Genomic DNA, 13,785 nt, shown 5'->3' on the forward strand with positions numbered 1-13,785 from the left:
CCTACCCCACCCAATGAGCCCTACTATCGGCTCGCCATGACAGCAGCAGGGAAGCACCAGGTGAGCCGCGCGGAAACCTCACGCCGAGGCAACCGGCCGGGCCGGGCGGGCATCAGGGACGTGGCCGCCGCCGCCGGAGTCTCCATCACGACCGTAAGCGACGCCCTCAACGGCAAGGGCAGGCTCCCGGACGCCACCCGCCGCCATGTCCGCGAGGTCGCCGACCGACTGGGCTACCGCCCCTCCGCGGCCGCCCGGACCCTTCGTACCGGCAAGTCAGGACTCATCGGCCTGACCGTGACCACGTACGGGGATGAACCTTTCACCTTCACCGAATTCGCGTACTTCGCGGAGATGGCACGCGCCGCCACCTCGGCGGCGCTCGCCCGCGGCTACGCACTCGTCATCCTGCCGGCGACCTCACGCCACGACGTGTGGTCGAACGTCGCCCTGGACGGCACGGTCGTCATCGACCCCTCCGACCAGGATCCGGTGGTCAGCGAACTGGTCCGGCAGGGGTTACCGGTCGTCTCCGACGGCCGCCCCGCCGGCGCGCTCCCGGTCACCGCCTGGGTGGACAACGACCACGAGACCGCCGTCCTCGACATCCTCGACCATCTGGCCGCCGCCGGCGCACGCCGCATCGGCCTGCTCACCGGCACCACGACCGACACGTACACACACCTGTCGACCAGCGCGTATCTGCGGTGGTGCGAGCGGGTGGGCCAGGAACCCGTCTACGAGGCCTACCCCGCGCACGACCCCTGCGCCGGCGCCGTCGCCGCCGACCGGCTGCTGGCCCGGCCCGACCGCCCCGACGCCGTCTACGGCCTGTTCGACCCCAACGGCACGGATCTGCTCGCCGCCGCCCGCCGCTACGGGCTGCGGGTGCCGGAGGAACTGCTGATCGTCTGCTGCAGCGAGTCCACGGTCTACGCCAACACCGAACCGCCCGTGACGACCCTCTCGCTGAAGCCCCGCCGCATCGGCACCGCTGTCGTCCAGCTCCTCATCGACGCGATCGAAGGCGTACAGGCGGAGGAAACGGTCGAGCAGGTCATACCGACCGAACTGATCGTGCGGACCTCGTCCCAGCGACGCCCTCCCCGCACGACGGTCAGCCCACCGAGGGGCCCGGAGGGCAAGTAGCCCGCCGCCCGACCGAGCCGCATACCCGAACCGCATACCCAGACCCACTGACCCACCCGCATGCCCGAGCCGCCGCCGCGCCACGCTCGCCCCTTCCGGGGGCGGGAGGACGGCGGCGGTTCGGGTTCGTCGGGTATGTCGGGTCGCCGGGGTCGTCGAGCTTCCGTCCGCGGCCAGCATGTGCGCGTATGTGTAGAAGCTTGTCCGGCTGGTCAGCCCATGTCGGTCCGCATCAGTCCATGTCAGTCCGTGTCGGTGCTGCCCGCGGTCGTCAACGCGGTTGAGCGAAGGGCACGTACGGGCGATTTCCGCGAGACCGCCGTGGTCGCCGCCGATAGCGTGGAGCGCTTGCCCGGAGCGGCGGCGAACGGCTCGCCGACCCCGTTGTCCTCCGGCTGCGGCGACCCCGGACCTCCACCCGCGAAAGCCGCGAAACGCGCTCCGCAGCCCGCCGAAGACGGCTTGCGGCCCGCCGGGAAGCGCCTCCGCGGCATCGCCGGAGCCCCGCGTCCCGGCCGGAACAGACCGCCGCGCCGACCGGCGGAGCCGATCGCGGGGACAGTGCGCGGGTCCGGCCACCGTGCGCGTCGGGTGAGTTCCGGCTGACGAAGCCCGGTCCAATCGGGGCGAAAGCCGCGATGAACTGGAGCCTTGCTCCGATTCAGCACCCCTGGGTCATCACACGGCACGATCCGCATTCCTATGATGGGCGAACGGCACCGCGGGCCGCTGCGACCAAGCAGCCCGCAGGGTGCAGATGCGGCGCGATGGTGGAGGGGTCTGATGACTCAGGGGGCCGGTCAGGGACCCGAGGTGGAGCGGACGGCGACGTTGCGTGACTTCCGGGTGCCCGCGTACGTCAACGAGACCGGTCCGTACGCCCACGGCACACAGCCCGGCGATGCGGCGCCGCCCCTCGAGGAGCCCCTTGAGCACCCCGACGGCTACACGCCCACCCAACGTGACCTGCCCGTCATCAACCGCCGCGGAGACACCCTCCAGGTCGTGGTGGACCCGGCGTCCGCGCAGGCTCCGCTGCCCGCGACCGGCCCGGGCCCGCTCTTCGTCGTCGGCGACGTGCACGGCTACCTCGACGAACTGGTGGCCGCACTGCAGGAGAAGGGCCTGATCGACGACGCCGGAAACTGGTGCGCGGGCACCGCCCGGCTGTGGTTCCTCGGAGACTTCACCGACCGCGGGCCCGACGGCATCGGCGTCATCGACCTCGTCATGCGGCTGTCCGCGGAAGCCGCCGCGGCCGGCGGATACTGCAAGGCGCTCATGGGCAACCACGAACTGCTGCTGCTCGGCGCCAAGCGCTTCGGCGACACCCCGGTCAACTCCGGCGCCGGCACCGCCACCTTCCAGGCGGCCTGGCTGCTCAACGGCGGCCAGAAGCACGACATGGACCGTCTCCAGGACCACCACCTGCAGTGGATGGCCCGGCTCGACGCCGTCGAGGAGGTCGACGGCCACCTGCTCGTCCACTCCGACACCACCGCCTACCTGGACTACGGCGACTCGATCGAGGCGGTCAACGACACCGTCCGCGAGACCATCACGCGCAACGACGCGGACGAGGTGTGGGATCTGTTCCGCAAGTTCACCAAGCGCTTCTCCTTCCGCGACGAGGGGGGCGCGGACGCCGTCCGCTCCCTGCTCGATACGTACGGCGGCACCCGAATCGTTCACGGCCACAGCCCGATTCCCTACCTGCTCGGCGAAGTCGGCTCCGAGGAGGACGAGGACAACGGCGGCCCGCACGTCGCCGGCCCGCACGTCTACGCCGACGGGCTGGCCATCGCGATGGACGGTGGCGTGACGATGGCCGGAAAGCTGCTGGTCCAGCAACTCCCCCTGCAGAACTGAACATTCGGGGCCTGCCCGAGTCTTCCAGAAGGGCTCCCGAAGCCTCCCTACGGCCGTCCGGAGTATCACCGGAGCCTCCGGAACTTTTCCTTCCCCGGCGCTTCGCGCGCCTTCCCGTGGCACCCGAACGCCGTTACCGGGGCTGGTCGAGCCCCGCCCCGGGCGGTGCCGGCGAGACCGCAGACCGGGGGCCAATTTCGGCAAACCCCCTGTCACCGCATGCCGTCGCCGCTCTACCATCGGCTTATCCGTAGCAGGCTCCCCTCCGTTTCTGCCCGACGGCTCGTTGGCATGCGAGCCCCAAGCCCTACGGAGCATCGGGGGATGCAGATGAACAGCGTTCCGCAGCACCTGCACAGCGAGGACCGCCAGGAGTACGAGCGGATCCTCGACGAGGCGCTGCGCTCCGCCCCACACCACCCGGACCTGGCCGCTGTCGGACAGCGGCTCAACTCCGAGCAACTGCGCACCATGGCCCTCAACGCCTCCGCGCTCATCACGGTGGCCGCGGCGGCCGAGTACCAGCACTACGTGAAGGTCCGCGAGGAACTGCGCCACCCCGCGCCGTCCACCGCGGCCACCGTGCCCGAATCAGGCTCCGCCGAAACCGGTGTCGCCACGATGGACCTGGCCAACACCATGGGCGAGGCGACCCACGCCGCCGAAGCCGCCGGAGCGGGCGCCGTGGCCGCCGTCCTGACTCCCGTACTCGCCGGGACGGCCGCGGTGATCTTCCTGCTCGTCGGTTACACACTCAGAGCACTCGCCCCGGAGCAGGCGTTCGCCCGGACCATGATCGCGGCGGGCTGGGCATTCGGAGCCGTGGCCGCCGCGGCGATCCTCGTCGCCACCGTCGCTCTTCTGCTCACCGCACTGCGCAACCGGCCGTCTCTGGAGGCCGCATCGTACGGCGAACAGAACGAGGAGGTCACCCAGGCCAGGGAAGCCTGGCGTGAAGCCCTGCTGGAACGCGGCATCCTGCCGTTTCTCCGCGAGGCGCTCGCCAACCCCGGGGTGGCGACCGCCCTGCACACCGAACCCTCCCCTCCCGCTCCCACCGGCCGCCTCCCGAAGATCGGCTACGGTCGCCCGGGGTTCAGCAGCCCCGACGACGGACGCTCGACCGGCCCCCGGCCGAGCTTCAGCAGCCCTGACTACACCAGCCCCGAGTTCGGCGGCCCGGAACACCACCCGGAATAGCCGCCCCCGCGCCACTTCGACGCGGGCAGGACTCGGGCAGGGCAGGGTTCGGGACATCGGCGCACCGGACCAAGGAGGCATCCCAGGTACGGAGGCTCGGAAGCGCTCCGGTCAGGAAGGGAGCGGGCAGGAAGGGATCGCCAGGAAGGGATCGGGTAGGCAGGTCGGGCAGGGAGGGATCACGAGACAGGCCATGCGCTGCGCCCACGCCCTGGACCCGGTCGGTTGGGGCGGGGCGGGCCGCGTCGAGGCCCGTAGGGCCCGGTCTGCCTCAAGGGCGGCCGGCCCCGAAGGGACGGCCCACGGACGACTGCGTCGTGCCGGCGCCTGGGTCTCCCGTTGCGGCGAGCTGCCCTGCCCGGGTTCTTCGACGCGGCTCGACACCAGCCGGTTACCCAGCGCCCTCCGGCCAGGACAGATGGCCGGACCCCAAAGACCGACCGGCTGCACCGACCGACCGGCCGACCAGACGAATGCACCGGACGCACTAAACGGACCACACTGAACAGACCGAGCGGAACGTGCCAGGCGGGCCGGGCGTGCCAGGCGGGACGTGCTGGGCGAGCCAGGCGGGCCGGAAGTGCCGCCTGGCTCGCGGCCAACCGAACCGGCTCAGACCGACCGGGACCCTCAGAGGATGCCCGCCTGGCTCGCCGCCTTGATCCAGTCGGGGAACTCCGACAGGAGTCGGTCGTAGAGCTCCTGATCAGGGACGGTGCTGATGTCGTCCACCGCGAAGAACCCCACGTTGTCGACGCGCCGTCCGGGAAGCGTGTCGAACCGCTCCAGCACCCCGTAGTTGGACCGCCCGAGCCCCACGAACTGCCAGAAGATGGGTTCCTCGACCGCCGCTCTCAGCTCCCGCTCGATCGCCGCGTCGCGGTACACCCCGCCGTCGGAGAAGAACAGCACCAGGGTCGGAGCATCCGCCGGATGCGCCCGGACGAAGTCTCTGACCTGCGCGATCGCCTTTTGCTCCTCGTTTTGGATACCGACCGTGCGCATGTCGACCTGCCCCGGTTCCATGCCCTTGCGAGGCTTCTTGGACCGACGGAACAGACTCATCTCACCCACTCGCACATGCAGCCGCAGCCACTCGGGAAGTTCACCGATCCGCAGGTCGGGCAATCGGGCCGTCTCACTGGCGAACGTCCAGGCCTGCATCTCCCCGTCGTCGTCGAGTTGCGCCGCCACCGCTGCCATCCGCTCCACGACGTCCGCCACCACGCCCTTGGAATACAGGAACGACATGGACCCTGAGGCGTCGAGAACGAGCAGGATGCGCGCGCTGATGCCGGCCGCTCCACGCTTGCTCAGACTGACGGCGACCTGCTCCTTCCGCAACGACAGCCGTTTGCGCATGTCGACGGGTAGCCGCTCCTCGCCCTTGGTCAGACGAGGTCCCGGAGCCGAGCCGGAAGGAGCCTGGCCCGGCCGGTCCGGCGGAGGTGCCGCAGGGGTTCCGACCGAAGACGCATGGCCCGGACCGCCGTGTGACGGTGGGCCCGCAGGAGCGGGACCCGACTGCCCAGGCCGCACCGACGCAGCGGACGCGGCAGGGGCGACGGGCGGCTTCGACGGGACGGGCGGGACCGGCGAGGCCGCCGCCACACTCGTCTCCCCCGGCTCCTCGTCGACGGTGATGCCGAAGTCGGTGGCCAGCCCCGCCAGTCCGGAGGCGTAGCCCTGACCGATCGCCCGGAACTTCCAGCGCCCCTCGCGCAGGTACAACTCGCCGCCGATGAAGGCCGTCTCCGTATCGGCCTGCATTTCGAAGCGCGCCATCTCGGACCGGCCGCCGGTACCGAACAGTCGCAGCGTCAGGCCGGTCACCTGCCCGAAGGCTCCACCGTCGGCGGACGCACACAGCACCACCCGGGTGATCGCGCTCTCCAGCGAGCGGAAGTCGACCTGGACGGCGTCCGTCACGACTCCGGCCTCGCGACGCTTGCCGAGGTGTCTCACGGCGCCGGACGCGTGGAGCGGCTGGTTGTAGAAGACGAAGTCCCCGTCGTTCCGGACCCGCCCGCCGTCGGTCAGCAGCAGCGCCGAGACGTCGATGTCCGGCCCACCGGCTCCCTCGGCCCAACTGAGTTCGACCCGGACATCCGGTGAGTCGATCGGCAGATTGGCGCCCTTGCTCATGGATCGCGCTGTCATGGGGGCAAGTGTGCCGAGTCGCCGTCTGACTTCAACCGACCGGACGACCCCAATCGAACGGAAGACTTCAACCGGCTCGAGGGCTCCAACCGGCTGGACGACTTCAGCCGAACGGACACGACCCCCTCCTCTCGGATCGCCGCCCGTCCGACGTCCCTCGCGGCGGCGCTTCTCCCCCTCCTCTCGCCGGCCATCCCGACGATCTCCGCGCATTCGGCGGCCTCGGCGCGCTCGGCGAACTCGGCGAATCGGAACCGCAGTTCCGTCGGCACCCCCCGGCCGGACCCTGCGGCGCCCCTGCGCCCGACCGCCCATCCACCGGCCCCCACCGGTTCCTCCATCGGTCCCCCGTCCCCGTCACTTCCCGCCGATTCCCGTGAGTTCCCGCCAGTCCCCACCGGCGCCGCCCGGACGGCCAGGCCCGACGGGCAGCGCCGACGGGGGACGGGCTTTCAGTCGGCCAGCGGCAGATACACCCGATTCCCGCTCGCGGCGAACTCCTTCGATTTCTGCAACATCCCCTCGGCGATGTCGTCCGCCGAAGCGCCTTCGGTCGCACCACCGCCGAAGCGCTCGTTGATGCTCTGGCTGATCTTCATCGAGCAGAACTTCGGCCCGCACATCGAGCAGAAATGTGCTGTCTTCGCGGGCTCTGCCGGCAACGTCTCATCGTGGAACTCCCTTGCCGTGTCCGGGTCGAGAGCGAGATTGAACTGGTCTTCCCAGCGGAATTCGAAACGCGCGTCGGACAGCGCGTCGTCCCATTCCTGCGCACCGGGATGGCCTTTGGCAAGGTCTGCCGCGTGGGCGGCGATCTTGTAGGTGATGACACCGGTCTTGACGTCGTCCCGGTTGGGCAGCCCCAGGTGTTCCTTGGGGGTGACATAGCAGAGCATGGCCGTGCCCCACCACGCGATCATCGCGGCGCCGATGCCTGAGGTGATGTGGTCGTACGCGGGCGCGACGTCCGTCGTCAGCGGGCCGAGCGTATAGAACGGAGCTTCATCACAGATCTCCTGCTGAAGGTCGATGTTCTCCTTGATCTTGTGCATCGGGACGTGTCCCGGGCCTTCGATCATCGTCTGTACATGGAAACGCTTGGCGATCGTGTTGAGTTCCCCGAGCGTCCTCAATTCCGCGAACTGGGCTTCGTCATTGGCGTCGGCGATCGAGCCCGGTCGCAGGCCGTCGCCGAGCGAGTAGGTGACGTCATAGGCGGCGAGGATTTCGCAGAGTTCCTCGAAGTTCTCGTACAGGAAAGACTCTTTGTGGTGCGCCAGGCACCAGGCCGCCATGATCGAGCCGCCGCGCGACACGATGCCGGTCTTGCGGTTGGCGGTGAGCGGAACGTACGCGAGACGCACGCCTGCGTGGACGGTCATGTAGTCGACGCCCTGTTCGGCCTGCTCCACGACCGTGTCCCTGTAGATCTCCCAGGTCAGCTCCTCGGCGCGCCCGTCGACCTTCTCCAGCGCCTGGTACAGCGGCACGGTGCCGATGGGAACGGGGGAGTTGCGCAGCACCCACTCGCGGGTGGTGTGGATATTGCGCCCCGTGGACAGGTCCATGACCGTGTCGGCGCCCCACCGGGTAGCCCAGGTCATCTTCTCGACCTCCTCCTCGATGGAGGACGTCACGGCCGAGTTTCCGATGTTGGCGTTGACCTTGACCAGGAACCTCTTGCCGATGATCATCGGCTCGATCTCCGGGTGATTGACGTTGGCCGGCAGCACGGCACGGCCGGCAGCGATCTCCTCACGGACCACCTCGGGAGAAACGTTCTCCCGGATGGCCACGAACTCCATCTCGGGCGTGATCTCCCCCCGCCGCGCATACGCGAGCTGGGTGACTGCCTTGCCGTCCCGGCTGCGGCGCGGGAGCCGGGGCCGACCGGGGAAGACGGCGTCGAGGTTGCGCAGACCGCCACGCGGCGAGGTGTGCTTGATGCCGTCGTCCTCGGGGCGGACCGGACGTCCCGCGTACTCCTCGGTGTCTCCACGGGCGATGATCCAGCTCTCACGCAACGGCGAAAGGCCCCTGCGGACGTCGGTCTCGACGAGTGGATCGGTGTACGGGCCGGAGGTGTCGTAGAGCGTGACCGACTTCCCGTTGGTCAGATGCACCTGACGGACCGGCACTCGGAGGTCGGCGCGAGCGCCCTCGACATACCCCTTGTGCCAGCCGATGGACTTCCTGGCCTCCGCGTCGCTCCCGTCGACGGCAGTCGCGCCGACCACAGGCGCGTCGAGCGGGCTTTCGGTGGGCGCGTTCGCGTCGAGCGGGCTCTTGTCCACCGTGCTCTCGCTGGTCGCGTTCTGCACGGAGGCAGGCGTGCGTGCGTCCTTCTTGGTCATGAGACCTACTCCCTACGCCGGCATTACCCGGTAACAGGTTCGGCGGTCGACGCAGCGGCTACCGTCCACCGACGTTTCATGTGAAACATCCCTCGATGTGAGGGACGTTCCACGTGAAACATCGCGAAGACGGAGGTCAGCGCCCTCTCAGCCCGGTGCTCCGAGCTCCCGCGTGTGCAAAAGTGCCTCCACGCTAGCGTCAATCCGGGCGCGGTGAACAGAGGGCCCCCCTCGTTCTTGCGATGATCGGTCGGTGACCACGCCACCCCCTCCCCCGCTCCCGTCCGAGCCGCACGGTCGTCCAGGTGCCGGAAACGGTCCAGCCGACAGCCCTGGTGGTGTCTCCGGGGACGGTCAGAGAAGTCCTCGGGACATCGGCCGCGGCGGCAGTGGCAGTGATAGCGACTTTGGGCAGCCTCACCACCCCGGGCGGGCTCAGGGGCAGGGGCTCGGCCAGGAACCGGGGTACGCGGGAGGGCTGGGCGGCCTGAGGCGCGACCGGACGCCGGACGGTCAGGGACCTGACGCCGGCACTGGCAGGAACCCCGGCACGGCGCAGGGCCGCAGGGACGGCTACGAGGGCGGCTACGCGTACGGATACGGCAGCGACGGGGGCGGCAACGGCCTCCACGAGGGCCCGTCCCGTCACGACGGGCGAGATGAGCGCGGCCGTGGTCCCGGACCCGGAACCGGTTCCCACCCCGTTCCAGGTCCTGGTGCCGGCTTCGACTCCGCCCCGGGCCGGGGACATGGCCTCGGCCTCGGCCTCGACCCGCAGAGCGGGCACCGGGTGGGGCCCGGCGTCCGTGGACCGGGGCCTGGAGCCACGCAGCGGACCGGATCCGCCGACGAACGTGGCCCCGCCCACCACGGTGAACACCAGCTCGGGCCGGGCGAGGTGCAAGCCCGCGGCGAGCGACACCGGCACGGGGACAGGCAGGGTGACGGGCACGAGAGCGACGTCGGTGACCGACCTGGACGCGGGGGCGGGCACGGTGCGGAGCGCCGACCCGACCACGGCGAAGGGCACGGGCACGAGCACGGGCACGGGCACGGGCACGGGAATCATGGTCACAGCCACAGCCACGGTCCGGCCGCTCCCGTCTCCCGGCATCTGCGGAAGGTCATCGCGGCCATCCTCATCCCGTTCGGCGTCGCCGTCCTGGCCGGGCTGGTGGTGCTGTGGCCCGGCGGCGCGCCGGCGCACGAACGCACCGGGGTCGGTTTCGACCGGCAGACCCAGCAGGCCACAGTCACCGAGGTCGTGAGCGTGAGCTGCGCCTCGGTGAACGCCTCGGGCGCCACTCCGACGGGTGACACGTCGACGGCCGAGGGCTCTTCGGCGCAGCAGCAGGCGAAGGGCACCTGCAAGAAGGCGACGATCCGGGTGGACACCGGCGACGACAAGGGCCGTACGTTCACCGAGATCGTCCAGCCGGACCAGACCCGGCAGTTGGAGCAGGGCGAGAAGGTCGTGGTCGCCTACGAGCCCTCCGCGCCGAAGGACCTGCAGTACTCGGTCACCGACGTGAACCGCCGCATGCCGATGTCCGTGCTGGCCGGCATCTTCGCGATCGCCGTCGTGGTCGTCGGGCGGCTCCGGGGTGTGATGGCTCTGGTCGCGCTGGCCATCAGCTTCCTGGTGCTGAACTTCTTCGTGCTGCCGGCGATCCTTCAGGGCTCGAACCCGTTGGTCGTGGCGGTGGTGGGATCGAGCGCCATCATGTTGATCGCCCTCTACCTGTGTCACGGGCTGTCGGCCCGCACCTCCGTCGCGGTACTCGGCACCCTGGTCTCCCTGCTGCTCATCGGCGTTCTCGGTTCTCTGTTCATCGACTGGGCGGCGCTGACCGGCAACACGGACGACAACACGGGCCTGATCCACGGTCTGTACCCGTCGATCGACATGAGCGGCCTGCTGCTCGCCGGCATCATCATCGGCTCACTCGGCGTCCTCGACGACGTGACGGTCACTCAGACGTCGGCGGTCTGGGAACTGCACGAGGCCAACCCCTCGATGGGCCGACGAGGGCTCTACCGGGCGGGCATCCGTATCGGTCGTGACCACATCGCTTCGGTCGTCAACACCCTGGTCCTCGCCTACGCCGGCGCCGCCCTGCCGCTGCTGCTGCTCTTCTCGATCGCGCAGAGCAGCGTGGGCGGCGTCGCCAACAGCGAGTTGGTGGCGGAGGAGATCGTCCGGACGCTGGTGGGCTCGATCGGCCTCGTGGCCTCCGTGCCGGTCACCACGCTGCTGGCCGCCCTCGTGGTCTCCGCCGACCGACCGGGGACCGATTCGGTGGCCGCGACAGCGCCGGCAGCGGCTCCGGCGGGTGCGACGGCTTCTACCAGCCCCACTGGTCCGTCTGGTCCGTCTGGTCCGACGGCTCAGGTGGGAGCGGCGGCCGGCCTCGCCGCCGGCCGGGGCGGCCGCGGCAGGCGCCGCAAGCGCTGACCCGCGCTCGTGACGTCCGACGTCGGCGCCCGACCTTTGTGCGTGAGGGCGAGCGGGCGCGCGCCCGTCCGCCCCTCCAGCGGACCGGAGGACGGACGGGCCGACATGCCGACGGCCGGACGAGTGAACGGGCCGCTGGGTGGAAGGGCGACTGCACTGCTGGAGAAGCGTTCCTGCGCATGCCCGCCTTGTGACGAAGCGTTACGCCACAGCTGGTCGCCGTCCGTCAACCCGCGCTCTGCTCCTCCGCGAGGATGCGGTCCAGTGCCTCGTCCAGATGCGCGTCGAAGTCGGCGAGCGCGCCTTCCTGCCCCAGAGGCACGAGCTTGTCGGTGCGATCGAGGAACGCCACCAAGGGGGCGGCCGACGAACGGAACACAGCCTGGTCTCCGCAGACCTGAAGCCGGATCAGCACTTCTCCGAGCACATCCGGATCGACGGGCGAGACGCGGACGTCGCCCTCACCGCACGGCCTGCCCACCCCGTCGATGAGCAGCTCCCGACCGAAGGTCCAGGTCACCGGGGCATCACCGGGCAAGTGAAAGGTGAGCCGCACCGCATAGGGATCGCACGACTCGTAACCCAGCTCGACCGGGATGCGGAACGAGAGCTCCTCGGAGACGAGGAAACTCATCATGACCTCTGCTTGTACTGCCTGCACGGACTCGCGCATCGCCTAACCCCGTCATTTGCCGTCGATTGGCCGGGAATGAACCTTCTGACACTGCAGGCATCTTGCTGAACGTACACAACAGATCACAAGGAGTGAGTTTTCAGATACTGATAGAGATCGCGAGAGACCCCAGCAGCCGTCCGACCTCGCTCTGCAGTTGCCGGGCCGCGGCGTGCAGCCGGTCGGCGTGATGCACGGGGAGTGACATCGCCATCGTCGCCGCCGTGGTGCCCACCGTGATCGGAATGGCGGCGCATACGGTGCCGAGCGCGTACTCCTGTCGTTCGACGACCGGTTCCATGCGCGGCATCCGCTCCAGGCGCCGCAGCAGCGTGTGGTTGTCACGCACCGTGTACGGGGTGATCGACTGAGCCGGATAGCGGCCCAGGTGGTCGCGCCGGGCCTCCTCGTCCAGTTGGGAGAGCAGGCACTGACCGATGGCGTGCGCGTGTCCCGTCTCGCGGAAGTCGGCCCATTCCTCCACCGCCGGGTTGCCCGGGGTGTCGGAGACGCACATGATCTCGATCTCGCCGTCCCGGTACCGCGCGTAGTACACGGGGACACCGATCGAATCGCGCCACTGGGCGAGAGTGTCGGCGACGGTGCTGCGACGTTTCTGCGCGGCTCCACTGCTGCCGAGCCGTTCAGCGGCCTCGCCGAGGAAGAACAGCCCCTTGTCCCGGCGCAGGTAGCCCTCGTGCACGAGGGTGCGCAGGAGATGGTAGGCCGTGGGCAGGGCGAGACCCGTCTCGCGGGCCAGTTGCTTCGCCGGAGCTCCGAACTCGTGCTCGGCGACGGTTTCCAGCAGCCTCATCGCGCGCTGCACGGAACCGATCAGGGTGGCCGCCGGGTGCGGTTGCCCGGGGACCGCCGGGTCGGGCGGCCGCTGGAGCGGAGGTGCGAGGGAACGCTGCGGGGTGGGGGGCGCGTACGTGGTGGCGGTTGCGGTGTCGACCGTGGACAAGGGGGGCACTCCCGGAGCGCGAGGGGGCGGTCCGTGCGGGGGAACACGGGAGGGGGCGTACTCCGCTCGCGGGGCGTCGTCCCCGCGTCGAATTCCGGACTTTAACCGTCTGCCACCGCTTGCAGACGGGCTGTGGGAAAACTTCCCCCGGCCGAGGGAACCGGTATTTTCTGTTACCGCCACCGGCCTTCGGCGCCGCTACCGGCCCCCGCGCCTCACCAGTCGCTGCGCGACGAGGAACTCGACATGAACTTCCGCACGACGTAGACCAGTCCGCCGACCAGCGCCACGAAGACCAGCAGCTTGAAGAGCAGGCCGATCACGAAGCCGACGACGCTGGCTATCAGTCCGCCGAACACGACCAGCGCGATGACCGGCACCGCGACCCACTTCACCCACCACGGCAGTCCCGAGAAGATCTCTTGCATGGCCCTGGTCCTCATCCTCTTCGATCGACTTCCGGTGCTCTGTGGCACCGGATCATTCGATGTCCTGGGTCGATGCTAGGTCCGACGAGGGGCCGGCGGGGGCGTCGCACCCCTTGTCCTCCCCTGATCGAACCCTTAGGGAACCCCGAGGCCGCGGGTCGGCGGCAAGGCGGAGGAGGTCAGCTCTCGGGCGGCGAGAACACCACCAGGACCCGCAGGTCCTCGCTGATGTGATGGAACTTGTGGGCGACGCCGGCCGGGACGTACACCACGCTCCCGCGGGCCACCTGTGTGGTCTCCAGGCCGACGGTGATCGAGGCACGGCCGCTCACCACGAAGTACACCTCGTCCTGGGCGTGCGGATTCTGTGGATCATGAGTGCCGGCTTCGAGCGCGTACAGGCCGACCGACATGTTCCGCTCGCGCAGAAACTGCAGGTAGGCGCCGTCGTTGGCGGCTCGTTCCGCCTCCAGTTCATCCAACCGGAATGCCTTCATCGACCTTGTCCGCTCTCGTCCGGTGCTCATTGGCGA

The 13,785-nt window shown here is 69.6% G+C and carries 10 protein-coding genes; 4 read left to right on the plus strand and 6 right to left on the minus strand.

Going from position 1 to position 13,785, the window contains the following annotated elements; genetic code table 11:
* Positions 1-36 precede the first annotated feature (36 nt).
* The 3 genes from OG802_RS17665 to OG802_RS17675 all read left to right on the plus strand — a co-directional run bounded on the left by OG802_RS17665 (position 37) and on the right by OG802_RS17675 (position 4,218).
* Entirely contained in the window at positions 37-1,149 is a 1,113-nt protein-coding gene (locus OG802_RS17665) for a LacI family DNA-binding transcriptional regulator (protein WP_329411643.1), read from the plus strand.
* 783 nt (positions 1,150-1,932) lie between these two features.
* Entirely contained in the window at positions 1,933-3,018 is a 1,086-nt protein-coding gene (locus OG802_RS17670; protein ID WP_329411645.1) for a metallophosphoesterase, read from the plus strand.
* 324 nt (positions 3,019-3,342) lie between these two features.
* Positions 3,343-4,218 carry a hypothetical protein gene (locus OG802_RS17675; protein WP_329411647.1) on the plus strand — a complete coding sequence of 292 codons (876 nt, stop codon included), beginning with the start codon at positions 3,343-3,345 and terminating at the stop codon, positions 4,216-4,218.
* Positions 4,219-4,848: 630 nt separating this feature from the next.
* On the opposite strand, the gene OG802_RS17680 is transcribed toward OG802_RS17675, so the two are convergent.
* A complete protein-coding gene (locus OG802_RS17680) occupies positions 4,849-6,378 on the minus strand; it encodes a VWA domain-containing protein (protein ID WP_329411649.1) in 1,530 nt (509 codons plus the stop codon).
* A 452-nt stretch (positions 6,379-6,830) separates the two neighbouring features.
* Positions 6,831-8,732, minus strand: a complete 1,902-nt coding sequence (thiC, locus tag OG802_RS17685; protein WP_329411651.1) for a phosphomethylpyrimidine synthase ThiC — start codon at positions 8,730-8,732, stop codon at positions 6,831-6,833.
* A gap of 898 nt (positions 8,733-9,630) precedes the next feature.
* Between thiC and OG802_RS17690 the strand changes: the two genes are divergently transcribed.
* A complete protein-coding gene (locus tag OG802_RS17690; protein WP_329411652.1) occupies positions 9,631-11,187 on the plus strand; it encodes a YibE/F family protein in 1,557 nt (518 codons plus the stop codon).
* 226 nt (positions 11,188-11,413) lie between these two features.
* Here OG802_RS17690 and OG802_RS17695 read toward each other — a convergent pair whose 3' ends face one another.
* The 4 genes from OG802_RS17695 to OG802_RS17710 all read right to left on the minus strand — a co-directional run bounded on the left by OG802_RS17695 (position 11,414) and on the right by OG802_RS17710 (position 13,749).
* The gene (locus OG802_RS17695) at positions 11,414-11,860 is read right to left on the minus strand and encodes an SsgA family sporulation/cell division regulator (protein WP_329411654.1); all 447 of its coding nucleotides are present in this window, start codon (positions 11,858-11,860) and stop codon (positions 11,414-11,416) included.
* A 100-nt stretch (positions 11,861-11,960) separates the two neighbouring features.
* Positions 11,961-12,824 (minus strand): IclR family transcriptional regulator, encoded by an 864-nt coding sequence (locus OG802_RS17700; RefSeq protein ID WP_329411656.1) that lies wholly within the window; start codon positions 12,822-12,824, stop codon positions 11,961-11,963.
* A 215-nt stretch (positions 12,825-13,039) separates the two neighbouring features.
* Positions 13,040-13,252 carry a DUF5326 family protein gene (locus OG802_RS17705; protein ID WP_329411658.1) on the minus strand — a complete coding sequence of 71 codons (213 nt, stop codon included), beginning with the start codon at positions 13,250-13,252 and terminating at the stop codon, positions 13,040-13,042.
* Between the two features lie 179 nt (positions 13,253-13,431).
* Positions 13,432-13,749, minus strand: coding sequence for a cupin domain-containing protein (locus tag OG802_RS17710; protein WP_329417147.1), 318 nt, complete (start codon positions 13,747-13,749; stop codon positions 13,432-13,434).
* Between the last annotated feature and the right edge of the window lie 36 nt (positions 13,750-13,785).

It is taken from the genome of Streptomyces sp. NBC_00704 (assembly GCF_036226605.1).
Taxonomy (GTDB): Bacteria; Actinomycetota; Actinomycetes; order Streptomycetales; family Streptomycetaceae; genus Streptomyces.

What these genes read in the sequence shown, in the direction of transcription:
- OG802_RS17680 (WP_329411649.1), bottom strand. Translation starts at nt 6,378, where the DNA reads ATGACAGCGCGATCCATGAGCAAGGGCGCCAATCTGCCGATCGACTCA.
- thiC (WP_329411651.1), bottom strand. Translation starts at nt 8,732, where the DNA reads ATGACCAAGAAGGACGCACGCACGCCTGCCTCCGTGCAGAACGCGACC.
- OG802_RS17675 (WP_329411647.1), top strand. Translation starts at nt 3,343, where the DNA reads ATGCAGATGAACAGCGTTCCGCAGCACCTGCACAGCGAGGACCGCCAG.
- OG802_RS17695 (WP_329411654.1), bottom strand. Translation starts at nt 11,860, where the DNA reads ATGCGCGAGTCCGTGCAGGCAGTACAAGCAGAGGTCATGATGAGTTTC.
- OG802_RS17665 (WP_329411643.1), top strand. Translation starts at nt 37, where the DNA reads ATGACAGCAGCAGGGAAGCACCAGGTGAGCCGCGCGGAAACCTCACGC.
- OG802_RS17710 (WP_329417147.1), bottom strand. Translation starts at nt 13,749, where the DNA reads ATGAAGGCATTCCGGTTGGATGAACTGGAGGCGGAACGAGCCGCCAAC.
- OG802_RS17670 (WP_329411645.1), top strand. Translation starts at nt 1,933, where the DNA reads ATGACTCAGGGGGCCGGTCAGGGACCCGAGGTGGAGCGGACGGCGACG.
- OG802_RS17705 (WP_329411658.1), bottom strand. Translation starts at nt 13,252, where the DNA reads ATGCAAGAGATCTTCTCGGGACTGCCGTGGTGGGTGAAGTGGGTCGCG.